19 protein-coding genes are annotated in these 18,527 nt (G+C 62.8%); 10 read left to right on the top strand and 9 right to left on the bottom strand.

What is annotated here, in order from left to right:
• Position 1 precedes the first annotated feature (1 nt).
• The gene (locus tag A0257_18205) at positions 2-916 is read left to right on the top strand and encodes a hypothetical protein (GenBank protein ID AMR28837.1); all 915 of its coding nucleotides are present in this window, start codon (positions 2-4) and stop codon (positions 914-916) included.
• 76 nt (positions 917-992) lie between these two features.
• Positions 993-1,697 (top strand): SAM-dependent methyltransferase, encoded by a 705-nt coding sequence (locus A0257_18200; protein ID AMR28836.1) that lies wholly within the window; start codon positions 993-995, stop codon positions 1,695-1,697.
• Between the two features lie 137 nt (positions 1,698-1,834).
• On the opposite strand, the gene A0257_18195 is transcribed toward A0257_18200, so the two are convergent.
• Positions 1,835-2,554 (bottom strand): hypothetical protein, encoded by a 720-nt coding sequence (locus A0257_18195; protein AMR28835.1) that lies wholly within the window; start codon positions 2,552-2,554, stop codon positions 1,835-1,837.
• Positions 2,555-2,954: 400 nt separating this feature from the next.
• Entirely contained in the window at positions 2,955-3,620 is a 666-nt protein-coding gene (locus A0257_18190; GenBank protein ID AMR28834.1) for a UDP-galactose phosphate transferase, read from the bottom strand.
• Between the two features lie 150 nt (positions 3,621-3,770).
• Between A0257_18190 and A0257_18185 the strand changes: the two genes are divergently transcribed.
• Positions 3,771-4,598 (top strand): 4-(cytidine 5'-diphospho)-2-C-methyl-D-erythritol kinase, encoded by an 828-nt coding sequence (locus A0257_18185; protein AMR28833.1) that lies wholly within the window; start codon positions 3,771-3,773, stop codon positions 4,596-4,598.
• A 120-nt stretch (positions 4,599-4,718) separates the two neighbouring features.
• Here the strand turns inward: A0257_18185 and A0257_18180 are convergent, their stop codons facing one another.
• From A0257_18180 to tgt, 4 genes are all read right to left on the bottom strand, one after another.
• Positions 4,719-5,651 (bottom strand): hypothetical protein, encoded by a 933-nt coding sequence (locus tag A0257_18180; GenBank protein AMR28832.1) that lies wholly within the window; start codon positions 5,649-5,651, stop codon positions 4,719-4,721.
• A 140-nt stretch (positions 5,652-5,791) separates the two neighbouring features.
• Entirely contained in the window at positions 5,792-6,871 is a 1,080-nt protein-coding gene (locus tag A0257_18175; protein AMR28831.1) for a permease, read from the bottom strand.
• Between the two features lie 83 nt (positions 6,872-6,954).
• The gene (locus tag A0257_18170) at positions 6,955-7,236 is read right to left on the bottom strand and encodes an excinuclease ABC subunit C (GenBank protein AMR28830.1); all 282 of its coding nucleotides are present in this window, start codon (positions 7,234-7,236) and stop codon (positions 6,955-6,957) included.
• 135 nt (positions 7,237-7,371) lie between these two features.
• Positions 7,372-8,502 carry a tRNA-guanine(34) transglycosylase gene (gene tgt / locus A0257_18165; GenBank protein AMR28829.1) on the bottom strand — a complete coding sequence of 377 codons (1,131 nt, stop codon included), beginning with the start codon at positions 8,500-8,502 and terminating at the stop codon, positions 7,372-7,374.
• 87 nt (positions 8,503-8,589) lie between these two features.
• On the opposite strand from tgt, the gene A0257_18160 reads away from it, so the two are divergent.
• From A0257_18160 to A0257_18150, 3 genes are all read left to right on the top strand, one after another.
• A complete protein-coding gene (locus tag A0257_18160; GenBank protein AMR28828.1) occupies positions 8,590-9,702 on the top strand; it encodes a hypothetical protein in 1,113 nt (370 codons plus the stop codon).
• Positions 9,693-10,316, top strand: coding sequence for an RNA polymerase subunit sigma-24 (locus A0257_18155; protein ID AMR28827.1), 624 nt, complete (start codon positions 9,693-9,695; stop codon positions 10,314-10,316). Before A0257_18160 ends, A0257_18155 begins: the two co-directional genes overlap by 10 nt.
• Before the next feature lie 155 nt (positions 10,317-10,471).
• Positions 10,472-11,086: a 16S rRNA methyltransferase G gene (locus A0257_18150; protein AMR28826.1), complete on the top strand. Its 615-nt coding sequence runs from the start codon at positions 10,472-10,474 to the stop codon at positions 11,084-11,086.
• A gap of 81 nt (positions 11,087-11,167) precedes the next feature.
• Here A0257_18150 and A0257_18145 read toward each other — a convergent pair whose 3' ends face one another.
• Both A0257_18145 and A0257_18140 read right to left on the bottom strand, forming a co-directional pair.
• Positions 11,168-11,923 carry a hypothetical protein gene (locus tag A0257_18145; GenBank protein AMR29841.1) on the bottom strand — a complete coding sequence of 252 codons (756 nt, stop codon included), beginning with the start codon at positions 11,921-11,923 and terminating at the stop codon, positions 11,168-11,170.
• A 108-nt stretch (positions 11,924-12,031) separates the two neighbouring features.
• Complete coding sequence (locus tag A0257_18140; protein AMR29840.1) at positions 12,032-12,466, bottom strand: hypothetical protein; 435 nt, start codon at positions 12,464-12,466, stop codon at positions 12,032-12,034.
• Between the two features lie 1,684 nt (positions 12,467-14,150).
• Here A0257_18140 and A0257_18135 point away from each other — a divergent pair.
• A complete protein-coding gene (locus A0257_18135) occupies positions 14,151-15,395 on the top strand; it encodes an S-adenosylmethionine tRNA ribosyltransferase (protein AMR28825.1) in 1,245 nt (414 codons plus the stop codon).
• An 80-nt stretch (positions 15,396-15,475) separates the two neighbouring features.
• Positions 15,476-15,796, top strand: a complete 321-nt coding sequence (locus A0257_18130) for a hypothetical protein (GenBank protein ID AMR28824.1) — start codon at positions 15,476-15,478, stop codon at positions 15,794-15,796.
• An 80-nt stretch (positions 15,797-15,876) separates the two neighbouring features.
• On the opposite strand, the gene A0257_18125 is transcribed toward A0257_18130, so the two are convergent.
• Entirely contained in the window at positions 15,877-16,125 is a 249-nt protein-coding gene (locus tag A0257_18125) for a hypothetical protein (GenBank protein ID AMR28823.1), read from the bottom strand.
• A 266-nt stretch (positions 16,126-16,391) separates the two neighbouring features.
• On the opposite strand from A0257_18125, the gene A0257_18120 reads away from it, so the two are divergent.
• The gene (locus tag A0257_18120; protein ID AMR28822.1) at positions 16,392-17,708 is read left to right on the top strand and encodes an ammonia channel protein; all 1,317 of its coding nucleotides are present in this window, start codon (positions 16,392-16,394) and stop codon (positions 17,706-17,708) included.
• Positions 17,709-17,801: 93 nt separating this feature from the next.
• Positions 17,802-18,512, top strand: a complete 711-nt coding sequence (locus A0257_18115) for a hypothetical protein (protein AMR28821.1) — start codon at positions 17,802-17,804, stop codon at positions 18,510-18,512.
• Positions 18,513-18,527 lie beyond the last annotated feature (15 nt).

Raw genomic sequence — 18,527 nt, 5'->3', positions numbered from 1 at the left:
AATGACGGGTCCGGCCTTTTTTACCTCCTGGCGCGGTACGTTGCCCGTGCGGTGGCGGGGCCTATTAGTGCCCTATAGCCAGGCGTTGGGCATTTTTACGGTGGGCTACGCGGGCGCTACGGCGGCCGGGCGGCCGTGGCTACTGGGCCACTGGTGGAGCCTGGGCGTGCCGGCGCTGGCTGCGTTTGGGGTGTGCTGGTGGCTGTGGCGGCCCTGGGCGTTGCTGGCCGCCAACGCCAGGGGCGAATCACGCTGCTTACCCCTCTTGCTACTGTGGCTGGTGCTGGTGCTGCTGGGCTGGAGCCTGCGCAACTACCTGCGCTACCGGCTGGGCGAGGTGCGCGACCTGCAAAGCGTGCGGGAGCTGGCCCAGCCGGGCAATGCGGTATTTTTTCGGCTGCACGGTCCTTTTTACGTCGACCAGCTGCACTTGGGTCGCTATCCCGCCTTGCACGCTGACCGGCAGAAGGGAGGCACCATCAACTATTTCGCCACCTACGATTTTGCCTGTCCCTTGTTGGCCAACGCTACCGACACGAGCCTTTTTCGCCTGACGCCCCCCGCGTGGCTGAGCTATTCTTACCGGGCCGACCTGGGTAATAACCTCACGCCCGGCGAGCGCAATTGGCGCTACCAGAACTTCGTGGCCCGCACCGATGCCCGCTTCGATTCGCTGCCGCTCGCCCGCTTCACGTATCTGCTGCGGGTCGATAATCCCGGCCCCGCCCACTACCGGGCCGTGCGCGCCAGCCGGCTGGCTCCTTACTACGGCTCGCCGCTGCTGCTGGCTCCCATTCGCGCGCCATTTGCGCGGCGCGGCACGCGCACGCTGCGCCTGGGTTTGTGGCTTGCCGGGCTGGGTAATGGCGCGGTTATTTTTTTGTTATTGGTGATGACCCTGCGCCCAACCGACTAGCTGCTGCGCCAGCCCTACCCCCCGCATAATCTCTAGGCTGCCTATTTGCCAGTATTTTATATTATCGCTTCAACAAATGCTCTACCTCATCCCTACCCCCCTGGCTGAGGGCACGGCAGCCCAGGTGCTGCCGCCGCAGGTGGTGGCGGCCGTGGCCCGGCTGCCCTACTTCCTGGTCGAAAACCTGCGCACGGCGCGCCGCTTCGTGAAGGAAGTAGCGCCGCACCGCGTCATTGAAGACATTCGCTTCGAGCTGATTGACAAGGATAGCACGCCCGCCCAGGTGAAGGCCGCGCTGGTGCCGCTGGTGCAGCAAAACCTGGCGGCTGGCGTGCTTTCGGAGGCGGGCTGCCCCGGCATTGCCGACCCCGGCGCGGCGCTGGCCCAGGAGGCGCACCGGCTGGGGCTGGTGGTGCGGCCGCTGGTGGGGCCGTCGTCCATCCTGCTGGCGCTCATGGGCTCGGGGCTGAACGGGCAGCGGTTTGCCTTCCACGGCTACCTGCCCATCGAGAAGGCGGCCCGCATTGCGGCCCTCAAAACCCTGGAGAAAGAAGCCGCCCAACGCGACCAGAGCCAACTCTTTATCGAGACGCCCTATCGCAACGACCAGCTGCTGGCCGACTTGCTCGCGCACCTTCAGCCCGCCACCCGCCTGTGCGTGGCCGCCGACCTCACCGCCCCCACCGAGTTTCTGCGCACGCTGTCCGTGGCCACCTGGCGGCAGCTGCCCGAGCTGCCGCCGCTGCACAAGCGCCCCACGGTGTTCGCGCTGGGGAAGTAATGGGTAATTACGAGTCGTTACTAATGAGCGTCATGCTGACAAAGGAAGCATCTCTACCGGGCAACTAAACTCAAACGTTGGAATTACTTACGCGGTAGAGATGCTTCCTGCGTCAGCATGATGCTCATTAGTATTCCCTACCGCCCTACACTGCCGCCGCCGCTCACTTCTTTGGTCACCTCCGGCGAGCCGAGGTAGCGAATACTGGCGCCGCTGCTCGCTTCGGCCATCAACGATTCGCGCACGGCCAGGCGCACCGTGCTGCCGTTGGCCGCCTCAATTTGGCCGCGGTCGGTTTGCAGATTTTCGCCTTCGAAAGTGGAGCCGCTGGCCACGCGCAGGTCGAAGCGCGGGGCGCGGCCGCTGAGCGTGACGGTGCTGCCGCTGCTTTGGCGCACCACGAGCACGCCCACCGCCAGGTCGCTGGCCTGGCAGCTGGCCCCCGACGACACATCGAGCTGAAAGTCGGGGGTAGCAAAATTACCCGACGCCCGCACCTGCGCTCCGCTGCCCGCCGTGAGGGCCGTGAGCTGGTCGGCCGTTACGGCCACGCGCAGCTGCTTGCTAGTCCGTTCGCGCTTGGCGCTGCTGTAGCCCCGGTCGTCGGGGTTTTCGTAGTGAATGGAAAGCACGCCGCTGACCACCGTGGTGAGGATATGGTCGCGAAAATCGGCCGTGTTCGCGCTTACCTCGACCTGCTGCGCGTGGCCGGTGGTGAGCAGCAACTCAATTCCGGTACCCACCGTAATGGCGTGGAAGGGTGCGAGCGCGCGCACCTGCGGCCCATTGGCCGCCTGTGCCAGCGTCGGCACTACGCCCACGAGCCACAACAGCACCGGAAGCAGTAAATTTTTCATAAAAAGTAGTTAACTAAAAAGGGAAGGAGAAGAGATGAAGTGCCGGGGCTAGCCCGCCGTGCAAAGAAACCAGGTTTTGAAGCTGTTCCGCACCGAAGTCGTCCTGCTTGCGTTGCTTGCGGCGGGCATCATTTAGGGTTGGCGGCTGGCAAGGGGGGTAGGGCCGCAGCTCCCACTGGCCGGGGCCCGAAATAGCGTATTTATACGCTTGCGTAAATTACTCTCACGGCCAGACCTTTGCCGCAAACCTCCGCCCTTCTTTTCAGCTATGTACAAACCACTAACTGGCGGCCTCCGGGCGGGCCAGCGGCCATTGCGCAAGCGCGCACGCCGCACTGCCGTCGCTTATCTGGAGGAGCCCGGCCGCGCGCGGCCGGCCGGCACTGGTGATAAGCTAACGCTACCCTAGCCCGCCGGAGCCATGACCATCGACCGGATTTACCTGCTTTTCAGCGAGTGCGCCAGCCTCACTGCCCCGAAACGGCGGCATCGTCGCCGCCCCAGCCGCCGCGATGCCGCGGCGGCGCAGCACCCGCCCCAGCGTCCGCCACAGGACAACCAAGTCGAATCCTAAGCTCGCGTGCTCGACGTACCAGACGTCGTAGGCAAATTTTTCTTCCCAGCCAATGGCGTTGCGGCCATTCACCTGCGCCCAGCCCGTGAGGCCGGGCCGCACGAGGTGGCGGCGCGCCTGCGGCGGCGAGTACAGCGGCAGGTAGTGGGGCAGCAGCGGGCGCGGACCCACCAGGCTCATGTCGCCGCGCACGATGTTCCAGAGCTGGGGCAGTTCGTCGAGCGACGTGGCGCGCAGCCAGCGCCCCAGGGGGGGTAGGCGCTGGGCATCGGGCAGCAGCTGGCCAGTGGCGGGGTCGCGGGCGCTGGTCATGGTTTGCAGCTTGTAGAGCGTGAACAGCCGCCCGCCCAGCCCCGGCCGCGCCTGCCGAAACAGCCAGCTGCCGCCGTTTTGCGCGGCGGCCAGCGCCGCGCCCAGCCCCAGCAGCGGGGCCGTGAGCACCGCCAGCGGCAGGGCCACGGCCAGGTCGAGCAGGCGTTTGCCACGGTACATCTTTTTTGGGAATTATGAATTAGAAATCATGAATTGGACACGGGTTGTATCGGCTGTTTCTTTGTGCCTGATGCGAAATAAGACGATGATGAGTTGAAAACCCCTGCAAGTTCAATTCATAATTTCTAATTCATAATTTATAATTCAATCGTGCTCACCTTCCCCAACGCCAAGCTCAACCTAGGCCTCTACGTGACGGCGCGGCGGCCCGATGGCTACCACGAACTCGAAACCGTGTTCCTACCCCTGCCCTGGACCGACGTGCTCGAAGTGCTGCCCGCCCCCAAGGGCCAGGCCGCCTCCGACCTCACGCTCACCGGCCGGCCCATTCCCGGCGAGGCGGCTACTAACCTGTGCCTCAAGGCCTACGACCTACTCAAAGCTGATTTCCCCGACCTGCCGGCCGCCCAGATGCAGCTGCACAAAATAGTGCCCATCGGCGCGGGGCTGGGCGGCGGCTCGGCCGACGCGGCGTTTGCGCTGCGGGCCATCGGCGAGGTGTTTGGGCTGAATCTGACCACCGAGCAGCTCGAAAACTACGCCCGACACCTGGGGGCCGACTGCGCTTTTTTTATCGAAAACACGCCCCGGCTGGCGCGCGGCAAGGGCGATATTTTTGAGCCGATTGCGCTGAGCGTCAGCGGCACGGCGTGCGTGGTGGTATATCCGGGGCTGCACATCAGCACGGCGCAGGCGTTTGCGGGCATCGTGCCCCAGGCCCCGGCCTACCCCCTGCGGGCGGCGCTGGCCCAGCCCATGCCCACCTGGCGCGCCACCGTGGGCAATGATTTTGAAAAATCACTGGCCCCTACCCACCCGGTTTTGACCGATATCAAGCAGCGGCTCTACGCGGCGGGCGCTACTTATGCCAGCCTGTCGGGCTCGGGCTCGGCGGTGTACGGGCTTTTTGAGGGGGTAGGCGAGGCGCCGGTTTTGGTGTGGCCGACGCAGTATCTGGTGTGGCGCGGAGTTTTATAAGCGCCGTTTGTCATGGCGAGCCTGCGAAGCAATCGCACCCGCACGACGACGTGCGGCTATCGTGCGGGTGCGATTGCTTCGCAGGCTCGCAATGACAAAATACTAAAAACCAGCTAATTCTTAAGCAACCGCCTCAACGGCCTGCCGCTTGCGGGCGCGGCGCTGGTTCCAGCGGTCGAGCACGGGATGCACGAGCACGCTGGCCAGGATGAGCACCGTGCCGGCGTAGAAGCCGCCCGCCATCTTTTCCTGCCCAAAGCCCGGCACGCGCAGCACAAACAGCGCCTGCGCCAGCACGATGCCGTAAACCGGCTCCAGGTTGATGGTGAGGTTGACGACGAAGGCCGAAAGCCGCTTCATCAGCTCCACCGACGACGAGAAAGCGTACACCGTGCAGACGCCGGCCAGCAGCAGCAGCCACAGCCAGTCGAGGCCGTGCCAGGCCAGCCGCAGCCCTACCCCCTGCGTGAAGTAGCGGCTGTAAATTGGGAAGAACAGCACGATGCTCCCGCACGCGCCCAGCATCTCATAAAACGTGAGCCGCACCGGCGCGTGGCGCTTCACCAGCTGCGAATTGAGCACGCTAAACAGCGCCGACAGGCCCGCCGAAGCCACCGCCACCAGCAGGCCGGTGAGCTGGTTGAACTCGGCCTGCGAAATCAAATACAGCCCCAGCATGGCCAGCAGGCCCAGGCCCACCTCGTAGGGCCGCACCCGCCGCCACAGCAGCAGCGGCTCCAGCAGCGAGGTCCAGAGGGCCAGCGTGGCCAGGCCGGCCAGGCACACGCTTACTGACGACAAGCGCGCGGCCAGGAAAAACGTAATCCAGTGCGCGGCCACCAGCGCCCCTACCCCCAGCAATTTCAGCGCCTCGGCCGGGGCCACGCGCCAGCCCAGGCGGCGCGCCAGCAGCAGCCCCGCCAGCCCGGTGCTGGCCAGCAGCGTGCGCCAAAACACCAGCTCGACCGGCGGCACCGTCAGCAGCTTGCCCAAAATGGCCGTGAAGCCCCACAGCAGGACGATAAAATGCAGCTTGAGGTAGTCTTTGAGCATAATTCTATTTTTTCATGGCGAGTGCAACGAAGTGGAGCGCGGCAATCTTTCCTTCACGTCAGGATTACCACCTCAGTGAAGCGAACGACCAGGAAAGATTGCCGCGCTCCACTTCGTTACGCTCGCCATGACAGACAATTTTACTTCGGCACCACGCGATATAGGAAAAGCCCGATAACTGAAAAGACCAGGCCCGGAATCCAGGCCGCCAGCATGGGCGGCACGCTGCCGACGGAGGCCAGATTGCGGGACAGCATCACGAAGATGATGAAAATAAAGGCCAGCACGAAGCCCAGCGCGATTTGCCCGCCCACGCCGGCGCGGCTCTTGCGGGCGCTCAGCACCACCCCGATGAGGGTCAGAATAATGGTGTCGAATGGGTAGGCGTAGCGCTCGTATTTCACGCTCAGGAATTGCGCCGTGTCGTTGGCCCCGCGCATTATTTTGGTCTTTATCAGGTCGTTGAGCTGGGGTGAAGTCAGGGTTTCGGCCAGGCGGTAGGTGCTGGCGAAGTCCTTGGGGTAGAGGTTGAGGGTAGTGTCGCGGGCCGGGAGGGATTGCAGCGATTCGCCGGTTTGGCCACGGAAGGTGCGCACCGTTTGGGTGGTCATTTTCCAGGCCTGCTTGGTCGAATCCCAGGTGATGGCGTCGGCCGTGAGGCGGCGGCGCAGCACCGTGCTGTCGATGGTTTCGAGGGCGAAGCGGTAGCCGATGTTGCGGTCGGCGTCGTAACTCTCCAGATATACGTAGCTGCGCGGCCCGATTTTGACGTGAATGTTGCGGCCTTCGTACTTCCAGGGCTCCTGCACGTGCAGGTTCTCAAACTTCACTATCTCCTTGGTACCCTTCGGAATAACCCAGCTGATGAGCCCAAACGTGAGCAGGCCGATAACGCTCGCGCCCATCGTGTAGGGCAGCAGCAACCGCTCGAAGCTCATGCCGCTGGCCAGCATGGCCACCAGCTCGGTGCGCGCCGCCAGCCGCGAGGTCACGAACACCACCGCGATGAAAATAGTAATCGGGGCCAATAAATTGGCAAAATACGGAAACAGATAAATATAATAGTGCGTGAAAACGTGCCAGAACGTGAGGTTGTGGTGCAGGAAGTCGTCGTTTTTTTCCGTGTAGTCAATCACGCAAATCACCGACACGAGCATTATCACCGTGAAAAAGAACGCGGTGAGAAACTTGCTGATGATGTATTTGTCGAGGATGCGCATTTAACAAATTTTATCTTTACAAAGTCGTCTGTCATTGCGAGCCTGCGAAGCAATCGCACCCGAACGATACCCGCGCCGCCCGCTTATTCTTCTAGTAAGTCGCGCCATGCAGGATTCATTTCTTCTATCAGTGCCAGCTTTTTCGCCCGCGAGCCAGCTTTCAACTGCTTTTCACGTTCAATGGCTTGCATGATGCTGGGTGACGTTTCAAAATAAACCAGTTTACTCACATTGTATTTCTTGGTAAATCCTTCCACTGCGCCAGTTTTATGCTCGCTTACCCGACGCACCAAGTTATTTGTCACACCGACGTAAAGCACGGTGTGATAAGGATTGGTGAGAATATAGACGCAATAGGCATTCATGCGATTTCGTTCGGGTGCGATTGCTTTGCGGGACTCGCAATGACAAAAGGCATGGATTGTAGTCGTTCTATTGGCTCGTTCTGGTGCGATTGCTTCGCAAGCTCGCAATGACAAGCGTCTTCTATAACAAGCGATTTACAACCTAGTCATCAACTTCTCCACCATGCCCTTTTTCCACTCCCCAAACGTGCCGGCCACGATTTGCTTGCGCGCCTCTTTCACCAGCCACAGGTAAAAAGTAAGATTGTGCTGCGAGGCAATTTGCGCGCCCAGTATTTCTTTGGAGTGAATGAGGTGCCGCAAATAAGCCTTGGTGTAAAACGTGCTGACGTGCCCGCCCAATTCTTCATCAATAGGCGAAAAATCGTCGGCCCACTTCTTACTGCCCACGTTGATGATGCCTTGCGTGGTGAAGAGCATTCCGTTGCGGGCGTTGCGGGTGGGCAGCACGCAGTCGAACATATCGACGCCCAACGCGATGTTTTCCAAGATGTTGGCCGGCGTCCCTACCCCCATCAAGTAGCGCGGCTTGTCGGCGGGCAGAATGTCGCAGACCAGCTCGGTCATCTCGTACATCAGCTCGGCGGGCTCGCCCACGCTGAGGCCGCCGATGGCGTTGCCGGCCCGGCCCTGCGCGGCAATAAACTCGGCCGACTGCACGCGCAAATCCTTGAAGGTGCTGCCCTGCACGATGGGGAACAGCGTCTGCTCGTAGCCGTAGAGAGGCTCGGTGCTGTCCAAGCGCTGGATGCAGCGCCGGAGCCAGCGGTGCGTCATGTCCAGGGAGCGGCGGGCGTAGTCGTATTCGCAGGGCCAGGGCGTGCATTCGTCAAAGGCCATGACGATATCGGCCCCGATGCGGCGCTGAATATCCATCACGCCTTCGGGCGAAAACAGGTGCTTGCTGCCGTCGATGTGCGAGCGAAACGTGACGCCTTCTTCCTTAATCTTGCGGGTGTTGCTGAGCGAAAACACCTGGTAGCCACCGCTATCGGTGAGAATGGGACCGACCCAGCCGTTGAATTGGTGCAGGCCGCCGGCGGCTTGCAGCACCTCCAGGCCGGGGCGCAAGTAGAGGTGGTAGGTATTGCCGAGGATAATCTGGGCCTGCACGTCGTTTTTCAGTTCGCGCTGGCCCACGGCTTTCACGGTGCCGGCCGTGCCGACGGGCATAAAAATGGGCGTTTCGATGGTGCCGTGCGCCGTGGTGAGGCGGCCGGCGCGGGCTTTGGTGGCCGGGTCGCGGGCCAGGAGGTCAAACTTCATTCTGCCAAAATTACCGCCGACTTACCTTTGCGGACCAGTTCCGTGTCCTTCCCTTCTTTCACTTTCCTACCCCCCGCGCTTTTGCTGATGCCACTGCTGGCGGTGCAGCTGTGGTTTGGGCTGCGGTATTTCCGGCCATTCACGCGGCGGCCCCCGGAGGCGGCGGTCGATGAGCCTGGCCCCGATGCCGAGCCGGTATCGATTATCGTGTGCGCCCACAACGAGCTGGACAACCTGCGCGAGCTGGTGCCGCTGCTGCTGCGCCAGGCCTACCCCCCTGGTTTTGAGCTAGTCCTGATTGACGACCGCAGCCAGGACGACACCTACCTCTACGCCCAGCAGCTGAGCCAGTATTACCCCGGCCGCTTCCGGCTCGTGACGGTGGCGCACACGCCGGCCGGCTTCGCGCCCAAAAAATACGCCCTCACGCTGGGCATCAAGGCGGCGCGCTACGAGCGGCTGCTTTTCACCGACGCCGACTGCCGGCCCGCCGGCCCCGACTGGCTGCGCCTGATGCAGCGCGGCTTTGCCCAAAAAAACGGGGCTGCTATCGTGCTCGGCTACTCAGGCTACGCCGAATTACCGGGGCTGCTCAACCAGCTTATTCGCTACGAAACGCTGCTCACGGCGGGCCAATATTTGAGCTTTGCCTGGGCGGGCAAGCCCTACATGGGAGTGGGGCGCAACCTGGCCTATACCAAAAGCACCTTTCACAGCACCAAGGGTTTTGCCAGCCACATGCGGCGCTTGAGCGGCGACGACGACCTGCTGGTGCAGGATGCGGTGGCCGTCGGCGGGCGCGCCGCCGTGGTGGCCGACGCGCCCGCCCACACCCTGAGCCAGCCCGCCGAAACCTGGGCCGCCTGGTGGCGGCAGAAGCGCCGGCACCTCTCGGCCGGCAGCCGCTACCGGGCGGCGGACCGCCGCCGAATTGGCCTTTTCGTGGGCAGCAACGCGCTTTTTTACCTGCTGACACCGGCCGTTTTGGCAGTTGGATGGAACCGCGAAAACTTGGTATCTTTGGCAATAATCTGGTTGGCGCGAACATTGCTGCTTTGGGCCGCTTATGTACCGCTGGCACGCCGGTTGCGCGCCACTTTCCCGCCGTTGCTGCTGCCGGCGCTCGACTTTCTCTACTTTGCTCTTTATTGCGCCTGGGGCTTGTCCCTTTTTCTGCGCCGCCCGCTCCAATGGAAGTAAACCCCGCTGACGTTCAAAAACAGTTCTCGACCAAGGCCAAGCACGACTTCAAGCTGATTCGGGCCGCCGTGGACCACGGCGACGAAAAGGCCTACGCCGAGCTGATGCACATCTACAAAAAGCCCGTGTTTCACGTGGTGCTCAAGATGGTGCGCAACCCCGACGACGCCGAGGACCTCACCATCGAAGCCTTCGCCAAGGCGTTTAAGAACCTGCATAAATTCAACCCCGAATTTGCGTTCAGCACCTGGCTGTTCCGCATCGCCACCAACAACTGCATCGATTTTATTCGCAAGAATAAAATCAAGACCATGAGCATTGACTCGGCCGTGAAGATGGGCGACGGCGACGAGATTCAGCTCGAATTCCGGGACAACGACCTCAACCCGGCCGACACGACGATTAAGAACCAGAAAATCGAAATTATGCGCCACGTCGTGTCGCGCCTGCCCGATAAATACCAGCGCCTGGTGAGCCTGCGCTATTTTGATGAGCTGAGCTACGAGGAAATCGCCACTGAGCTAAAAGCGCCCCTCGGCACCGTGAAAGCGCAGCTACACCGCGCCCGCGAACTGCTCTATGACATGGTGAAGGACAAGAAGGAGTTTATTTAATTTTGCCGTCGGCATGACAAAAAGAACGTCATGCTGAGCTTGCCGAAGCATCTCGCTCGCATCGTTGGCTAAGAACTCCAACGATGCGAGCGAGATGCTTCGGCAAGCTCAGCATGACGTTCTTATTTATTTTCCTACCACCCCTGCCACTCCGCATGTCGCTCCTCACCAAGTACTTCCCTACCCTCACCAAGCAGCAGCTGGCCCAGTTTGCGCGCCTCGAAACCGAGTTCAAAGCGTGGAACGCACAAATAAACCTGGTGGCCCGCCCCGACGCCGACAACCTCGTGGAGCGCCACCTGTTGCACTCGCTGGCCCTGTCCAAGGTGGTGCAGTTTCCGGCCGGCAGCGCAGTGCTCGACGTGGGCACCGGCGGCGGCCTGCCCGGCCTGCCGCTGGCCATCATGTTTCCCGAGGTAAATTTTCACCTCGTCGATAGCATTGGCAAAAAGATTCGCGCCGTGCAGTTTATGGCCGCCGACCTGGGCCTGACCAACGTGACGGCCGCCCAAATCCGCGCCGAGGACGTGCGCGAAAAATTCGACTTCGTGGTGAGCCGCGCCGTGGCCCGCCTGGCCACCTTCCACCCCTGGATAGCCCACCGCTACAAGGCCAAGCCCGCCAAAGGCGCTGGGTTATATTACCTAAAAGGCGGCGATTTAGAAGAAGAAATCGCCGAAAGCGGCCTCGTGGCGCGGGTTGTGGACCTGAGCGAGTTTTTTGAGGAAGCGTTTTTCGAGACGAAGAAAGTGGTGGTAGTGCCGGCGTAGGGTGCGGGGCTTGCCCCCGCCCGGCGTTGAACGATTCGTAGCGTATTCGTTCAACGCCGGGCGGGGGCAAGGCCCCGCACCCTACTTCTTCTCGCTTTCCTGGGCAAAAAACTGCTGTAGCGCCTCTATCATGGCCTTGCGCACCGCATCTACCTTGGCCGGCGTGGTGTGCGCCTGGAAGGTCAACGTCATATTCGCGCCCGGCGCGAGGGTGGTGATGTCAACCTCTGGCGGGGGGGTAGGGAGCACATCGGGCAGCGCCTGAAGGAGCGGGAGCACCCGGTGGCGCAGCCCGTCGAGGTCGGTGGTGCTGGGCAGGTCGAGCGGCACTTCGACCAGCGCCTGCTGGGGGTTGACTTTGTTGACCAGGACGCCGTTGGAGGTCGCGCCATTGGGCAAAATCACGGTGTCGCCCTGCGAAGTGAGCAGGATGGTATTGAAAATCTGGATGGCCCGCACGGTGCCGCTTTTGCCCTGGCTCTCAATAACATCGCCCACGGTGAAGGGCTTGAAAACCAGAATCAGCACGCCGCCCGCGAAATTGGCCAGCGTGCCCTGCAAGGCCAGGCCCACCGCCAGGCCCGCCGCGCCCAGAATGGCCACGAACGAGGTAGTCTGAAACCCGACCATGCCCGCAGCCGAGATGAGCAGCAGCACCTTGAGCAAGATGCTGAACATGCTGGTCAGAAACGAGCTGAGCGACACATCGAGCCGCGAAGTGGCCTCCTCCACCAGCCGGCTCAGCCAGCTGATAATCCACCAGCCCACCACCAGCACCAGCACGGCCGCCGCCAGGCGCGGCAGATACAACGCCGCCAGCGTGCGCAGGTGGTCCACATAAAAATCAACGTTGCTGAGCGAAATGGGGGGGGTAGGAAGGGGCACGGCGAAAGAGCGGTGAGATAAGTGAGATAAATGGCGGGGCAAAAGTAGAGAATGTTACCTTTAGCGCCCGGCGGGCAGCAGCTCGACGCGCAGCATTTTGTCGCCGATTTCAAGCTGCTGCACCACGGCCAGGCCCTGCACCACCTGGGCGAAGATGGTGTAGCGGCCGTCGAGATGAGGGGTCGGCTGATGGGTGAAAAAGAACTGGCAGCTTTCCGTGTCCTTGCCGGCCGAGGCCAGGCCCACCGCGCCCGCCCCGTAGGTGAGCTGCGAAAATTCGGAGCGCAGATTATACGGCGTGCTGCCCGAGCCATCGCCGCGCGGGTCGCCGCCCTGGGCCACGAAATCGGGCACCACGCGGTGGAAATACAGCCCGTCGTAGAAGTGTTTAGTAACCAAACTCACGAAGCTGGCCACCGAGCCGGGCGCTTCCACTACTTTCAATTCTAAGATGATAACGCCCTTGGTGGTTGCTATTTGCACGCGCTGGCCCACCGGAATGCGCTGCACCAGCGCCCAGTCGATGGGGTGCTGGCCCGCCGGCCCCACCGGCGCGGGCGTCGGTTTGGGGGCTTTTGTGAGCTTGTCCAAAGCTTGCTGCAAACCCAGCCAGGCCTCGATTTCGCGGGGCAGCGTGCGCTTGCTTTGGGCCTGGCGCAGGGCGGCTTGGTCTTCGGGCTGGGGGGTAGGGACGAGCGCGGGGTTGGCCAGCGCCTCGGCGGCGGTAGCGAGCTGGGCCACGTCGCCGCCGGCCAGCGCCCGCCGCAGGGCAGCCGTGAAATCGGCCTGCCGGGCGGCGGGAAAATTCTTGTTGCCGCGCAGGCTCACCAGCGCCGCCAGCGCCGTGCCAGGCACCACGGGCGGGCCGGTGGTCAGCGCGGCTTCTTTCGCTAGAAAATCGAACTGCGCGGGGTCTTCACTAAGCGCGGTGAGCAGCGCGGCTTTCTCGTATTGATTGGTAGTATGCTGATAGCGAGCGCGGATGGTATCGGCCAGCACGGGGCGGCGGGCGGCTTGGGCGTGGTGCAGCGCCGCTTGCAGCAGTGTGGCGCGGGTGCGCCAGTGCGGCGCGCGCTGCACGTAGGCCAGGAAATCGGCCTTGGCCCACAGGCTGTCAGTGGGCACGCGCAGCAGCCATTCCGCTGCCGTCAGCGACTCCTGGGGCAGCGGCCGCAGCAGGCCCTGGTCGATGCTGGCGACTACGCCAATGGCGGGCCGGGCCGGCAGCGCCCGCAGTGCTGCGATGCGTGGCCGGTGGTCAACATCCGAGCCCGCTGTTTTTATCAGCGCTTCATACGCCGCTGGTCGCGCCACCCGGCCCAGCGCCGACGCGCAGTTTTCGCGCACGAAATAATCGGGGTCATTCGCCACCACTTTTAGCAGCACCGGCAGCGCCACTTGCGCCAGCGTCGAATCCTGGCCGCGCACCCGCGCCAGGGCGGCCGACGCGCCGGCCCGCGCCGGGGCCAGCCCTACCCCCCCTTGCGCCAGCAACGCCGTGGTTTGGCGCACGGCCTCGGGCGTGGCGAGGCCGCGCAGCGTGGCCCGGTACAGCGCCCAGGCCCGGCCGGGCGCGGCGGCCGAATCGGGGCCGGGTGGCTTTATTTCCCAAATCTGACTGACCGTGCGCCGGGTGACGCAGCGGCCCAGCGCCTCGTAGGCGGCGCGGCGGGCGGGGGCGCTGGCTTCGGGCTGGGCCAGGCGCTGGGCCAAGGCGGGCACGGCGGTGCTGTCGCCACTCTGGCCCAGGGCGTAGGCCGCCGCGCGGCGCACGGCGGCGTTGGCATCGTGGAGCAGGGGTAGGAGCGCGGGCGTGGCTTTTTTATCCTGCACCGAGGCGAGGGCCTCGGCGGCGGCGGCGCGGTAAGCGGGGGTTTTATCTTGCAGAAAAGGCAGCAAAACGGCCGTTCGGCGCTCGTCCTGGGCGGTGGCGATGCGGCGGCGCGTGGCGTCGGCGTAGGAGTGAGCGGGCCGGGTGGGTGGCGCGACGAGCAGCAACGCCAGAAAAAATGAGAGCATAAGCCAAATAGAAATTTGCCGCCGCAAATAGCACCCAATCCAGCTTATGCGCCGGTAGCGCTCCGTAGCGCGAACTTTGTAGTTCGCGTCCCCGCGCCGTGTGAGCTAACCAAACTGCGCGGGGACGCGAACTGCAAAGTTCGCGCTACTCTGTACTACTATGCCTACCCCCCCCGACCCGCACCAGCTTCGCATCCAGGATTTTCACTACGACCTGCCGGCCGGGCGCATCGCGCCCGAGCCGCTGGCCGACCGCGCCGCCAGCCGCCTGCTGGTAAGCCGCGCGGGCGTTATTTCGGACAAGACTTTCCGGGACCTGCCCGATGAGCTGCCGGCCGATAGCTTATTGATTTTCAACGACACGCGCGTGGTGCGGGCGCGGCTGCTGGCCCAGCGGCCCACGGGCGGCGCGGTCGAGCTGTTTTGCCTGGAGCCCGTGGCCCCGCACCGGGCCTTGGAGCCGGCCTTGCAGCAAACGGCGGCCTGCACCTGGCGCTGCCTGGTGGGCAATGGCCGCCGCTGGAAAAGCGGCCCGGTAAGCCTGGAATTCCGCTTCGCGGGCCAGCCGGCCACGCTGTGGGCCGAGCGCCAGGCCACCGAAACGGGCGGCGAAAGCCTGCTTGATTTCCGCTGGGAACCCGCTTCGCTACCCTTTGCTGAGGTGCTGCGGGCGGCCGGGCACCTGCCCCTACCCCCCTACCTGCACCGGACGGACACGGCGGCCGACGCCGTGCGCTACCAGACCGTGTACGCCGCCCACGAGGGGGCGGTGGCCGCGCCCACCGCCGGCCTGCACTTCACCCCCGCACTGCTGGCCGAACTGGGCCGGCGCGGCATCGCCACCGGCCAGCTAACGCTGCACGTGGGGGCCGGCACTTTTCAGCCGGTGAAAGCCGATACGATGGCCGACCATGCTATGCACGCCGAGCCGATAATTGTGTCGGCTAAGCTGCTGCGGCAGCTGCTGGCGCACCGGCCGCGGCCGGTTATCGCGGTGGGCACCACCAGTTTACGCACCCTGGAAAGCCTCTACTGGCTGGGCGCGGCGCTGGTGCGCAGCCCTACCCCCCCCGCCGCGCTGCAAGTGGACCAATGGCAGCCCTACCAGCCGCTGGCTGTCGGCGAAGCCGAAATTTCGGCTGAGACGGCGTTGTACGCGCTGCTGGCGCACCTGGAGGCATCGGGCTCGGCCGCCATCGAGGCCAGCACGCGGCTGCTGATTGCGCCGGGCTATCGCTTTCGGCTAGTGCAGGGGCTGATTACCAACTTTCATCAGCCCGAAAGCACGCTGCTGCTGCTGGTGGCTGCCCTGCTGGGGCCGGGCTGGCGCGCGGTGTACGACCATGCGCTGGCCCACCGCTACCGCTTCCTGAGCTATGGCGATTCGTCGCTGCTGCTGCCCTAACTGATAGGATGATTTCGGGGAATAATTGACTTTGGCACGGGCTTTGAAAAGCAGTTCGTATCTTTTAGTGACAACCCAGGTTGGGCTGCCGCGTAAAAGACCTCGAAAATATCTTTCCCCTCAACGCCATGAAAAAAGTATTCCTGCTGGCAGTTACCTGCGCCTTCGCCACTGCCGCTTTCGCCCAGACTCCCGAAACCGAAACAAAGGTTCGCGACAACGGCACCAAGAAGACCGTCACCAAAACCGGTAAGACCAACGTCGGCGCGGCCCTCGAAAACACGGTTGATGCCGCTGGCAACGTAGTTTCGAAAGCCGGCCACAAAATCAAGCACGGCTCGCAAAAAGCCAGCCGCAAGCTGCGCAAAGACACCAAGAAAATGGATAAAAAGAGCCAGTAGTCTTGCTCACTTTTTCAAAAAAGCCCTGGCTCCGGCCAGGGCTTTTTTTTGTGCGCTACGGACTGGTGAGGGGGTAGGCGTTAGTTGCCGGCCGCATCACCAGGGGCTTTTTCGCGCAGCTCGTACAGGGTTTTTTCCACTACGGCATGGCCAAAGAGGCTCATGCCCGCATTGAGCACCACCAGCGCTGCCGTGCCGGCGGGCACCCAGGTGCCCGCCGGCCGGCCCTTCGCTTTCAGGCTGCCGGCCCAGTCAACCAAGCTTGCCCCCGCCCCGATAGCGAGCAGCCCAGCGGGCGCGAAAAGCAGCCATTTTTCTTTGTGTGTCATGAGTAGAGGTAGGAACGCGCGGTTTGTGAAAGCAGGAGGCGACGCCCCGGCTACTACATACTTGCTAGCGGCCAGCGAGGTTGTTACGGGTCTTTACTCTTCGTTATCAGAAAAATTAATGGGTTAAGATTGAATAGGGTTCAAAAATTATTTTCTCTATTTTCTTAGAAGCTGCCCTAAAACTAGAGGCCATTTTGACGGAAAATAACTAAAATCCGACATCGCCCCCTAACTTCGCAGGGGTCATTAAGCTAAATTATTTCCGTATGTCGCGCAAACAACTACTTGCCCGTCCTTCGCTGGTGGTGCTGGCGGTGCTGGCGCTCGGCGCTGCTTTCCTACCCCATCACCACCCCGATGCCGCCCCCAACTCGCTGCAAGCCGCCGACATTGCTTGGATGCTGGTTTCGACGGCGCTGGTGCTGCTGATGACGCCGGGGCTAGCATTTTTCTACGGCGGCATGGTCAACCGGGGCAACATTATTTCCACGATGCTGCAAAGCTTTATCTCGCTGGGTGTCATTTCGTTGCTGTGGTACGTGGTGGGTTTTTCGCTGGCGTTTGGCGATGACATTGGCGGGGTAATTGGGGACCCGCGCACGTTTTTCATGTTTAATAATGTGGGCACCGCGCCCCACCCTACGCTGGGCGCGGGGCTGCCGCTGGTGCTGTTCGCGGCGTTTCAGCTCAAGTTTGCCATCATCACGCCGGCGCTCATTACCGGTGGTTTTGCCGAGCGCATCCGGTTTTGGGGCTACCTCATTTTTATCTGCTTTTTCAGCCTGTTTATCTACTGCCCGCTGGCGCACTGGGCCTGGCACCCCGATGGCTTCCTGTTTAAGTGGGGCGTGCTCGACTTTGCGGGCGGCACGGTGGTGCATATTTCGGCGGGTTTCGCGGCGCTGGCCGGGGCGCTGGCCATTGGCCGCCGCCGCTCGCACCTCGACGGCCACGCCCACGCGCCGGTCAACATTCCGTTCGTGATTCTGGGCACCGGGCTGCTGTGGTTTGGCTGGTTTGGCTTCAATGCCGGCTCGGCAATGGGGGCCAATGCCCAGGCCGTGCAGGCGTTCGTGACCACGCATTTTGCCTCGGCCGCCGCCATGCTCACCTGGATGGTGCTGGAAGCCGCGCGCGGGCAGCGGCCCTCCGCGATGGGCGCTGCCGTGGGCGCGGTGGTGGGGCTGGTGGCCATTACGCCGGCGGCGGGCTACGTGGCCTACGGGCCGGCCATTGCCATCGGCATTCTGGCGTCGAGCGTGAGCTTCGCCGCCGTTATTCTAAAAAACCGCACTACCCTCGACGATACGCTCGACGTGTTTCCGTGCCACGGGGTGGGCGGCATGGTGGGGATGCTGGCCACGGCGCTGTTCGCCCAGAAAGGCGGCCTGTTTACGGGCGGCGGGCCTACCCTGCTCTACTACCACCTGCTCACGCTGGTGGTGGTGGGCGTGTTTACCTTCGGCGGCTCCTGGATTTTGTACCGGGTTACTAACTTTATCGTGCCCATCCGGGTAAATGCCGAGAATGAAACCCGCGGCCTCGACACCAGTCAGCACGGCGAAACTATGCTGGCGGCGTAGGGAATCATGAGTTATAAATGCTGAATTATGAATTAGCACGGGTAAATTTCGATTTCTAATTTAGAATTCAGCATTTGTAATTCATAATTCCCCGTGACCCAGTTATTTTTCTCAGAATTTCAAGACGATAACAACCTAAACGCCTCTACTGGCTCGCCCCGGCCCCTGGTTATCGTGGGCGCGGGCGGCCTGGGCCGCGAAATAGCCGTGCTGGTGGCCCAGCTCAACGAAGCGGGCAGCAACTGGGATTTGCAGGGTTTTTACGACGACAAGGTGCCGGCTACCCCCACCGTATCGGGCCTGCCCTACCTCGGCACCGTGGCCGACCTCGCCGCGGCCCCTACCCCCCTGGCCGTGGCCGTAGCCTTGGGCAGCAGCACCGGGCGGGCCGCTGTGGTGGGCCGGCTCACGTCGGCGCGGCTGTCGTTTCCGGCGCTGGTGCACCCGCAGGTGGCCTTGCGCGCGCACCAGCGCATTAGCCTCGGCGCGGGCTGCCTCATTCAGCGCGGCTGCATTCTGACCTGCGATATCACGCTGGGCCGCTTCGTGCTGCTCAACCTGGGCTGCACGGTGGGCCACGATGCAGTGCTCGAAGACTTTTGTTCGCTGATGCCGCACGCCAACGTGGGTGGCGGCGCTCACCTCGAAACCGGCGTTTACCTGGGCACCAACGCGACCGTTATCCACCAGGTGCGGGTGGGCGCGCGCACTACCGTGGGCGCCGGTGCCGTAGTGGTGCGACATTTGCCAGCCGGCTGCACCGCCGTGGGCGTACCGGCGAAAATAATTAGCCAGGAACAGTGAGCAATTATTTTGCTC

It is taken from the genome of Hymenobacter psoromatis (assembly GCA_001596155.1).
Classification (GTDB): domain Bacteria; phylum Bacteroidota; class Bacteroidia; order Cytophagales; family Hymenobacteraceae; genus Hymenobacter.
This window is presented reverse-complemented; position numbering and strand designations above follow the sequence as displayed.

What these genes read in the sequence shown, in the direction of transcription:
- A0257_18160 (AMR28828.1), top strand. Translation starts at nt 8,590, where the DNA reads ATGCCACTGCTGGCGGTGCAGCTGTGGTTTGGGCTGCGGTATTTCCGG.
- A0257_18150 (AMR28826.1), top strand. Translation starts at nt 10,472, where the DNA reads ATGTCGCTCCTCACCAAGTACTTCCCTACCCTCACCAAGCAGCAGCTG.
- A0257_18135 (AMR28825.1), top strand. Translation starts at nt 14,151, where the DNA reads ATGCCTACCCCCCCCGACCCGCACCAGCTTCGCATCCAGGATTTTCAC.
- A0257_18195 (AMR28835.1), bottom strand. Translation starts at nt 2,554, where the DNA reads ATGAAAAATTTACTGCTTCCGGTGCTGTTGTGGCTCGTGGGCGTAGTG.
- A0257_18190 (AMR28834.1), bottom strand. Translation starts at nt 3,620, where the DNA reads ATGTACCGTGGCAAACGCCTGCTCGACCTGGCCGTGGCCCTGCCGCTG.
- A0257_18200 (AMR28836.1), top strand. Translation starts at nt 993, where the DNA reads ATGCTCTACCTCATCCCTACCCCCCTGGCTGAGGGCACGGCAGCCCAG.
- tgt (AMR28829.1), bottom strand. Translation starts at nt 8,502, where the DNA reads ATGAAGTTTGACCTCCTGGCCCGCGACCCGGCCACCAAAGCCCGCGCC.
- A0257_18175 (AMR28831.1), bottom strand. Translation starts at nt 6,871, where the DNA reads ATGCGCATCCTCGACAAATACATCATCAGCAAGTTTCTCACCGCGTTC.
- A0257_18155 (AMR28827.1), top strand. Translation starts at nt 9,693, where the DNA reads ATGGAAGTAAACCCCGCTGACGTTCAAAAACAGTTCTCGACCAAGGCC.
- A0257_18170 (AMR28830.1), bottom strand. Translation starts at nt 7,236, where the DNA reads ATGAATGCCTATTGCGTCTATATTCTCACCAATCCTTATCACACCGTG.
- A0257_18180 (AMR28832.1), bottom strand. Translation starts at nt 5,651, where the DNA reads ATGCTCAAAGACTACCTCAAGCTGCATTTTATCGTCCTGCTGTGGGGC.
- A0257_18125 (AMR28823.1), bottom strand. Translation starts at nt 16,125, where the DNA reads ATGACACACAAAGAAAAATGGCTGCTTTTCGCGCCCGCTGGGCTGCTC.
- A0257_18120 (AMR28822.1), top strand. Translation starts at nt 16,392, where the DNA reads ATGTCGCGCAAACAACTACTTGCCCGTCCTTCGCTGGTGGTGCTGGCG.
- A0257_18205 (AMR28837.1), top strand. Translation starts at nt 2, where the DNA reads ATGACGGGTCCGGCCTTTTTTACCTCCTGGCGCGGTACGTTGCCCGTG.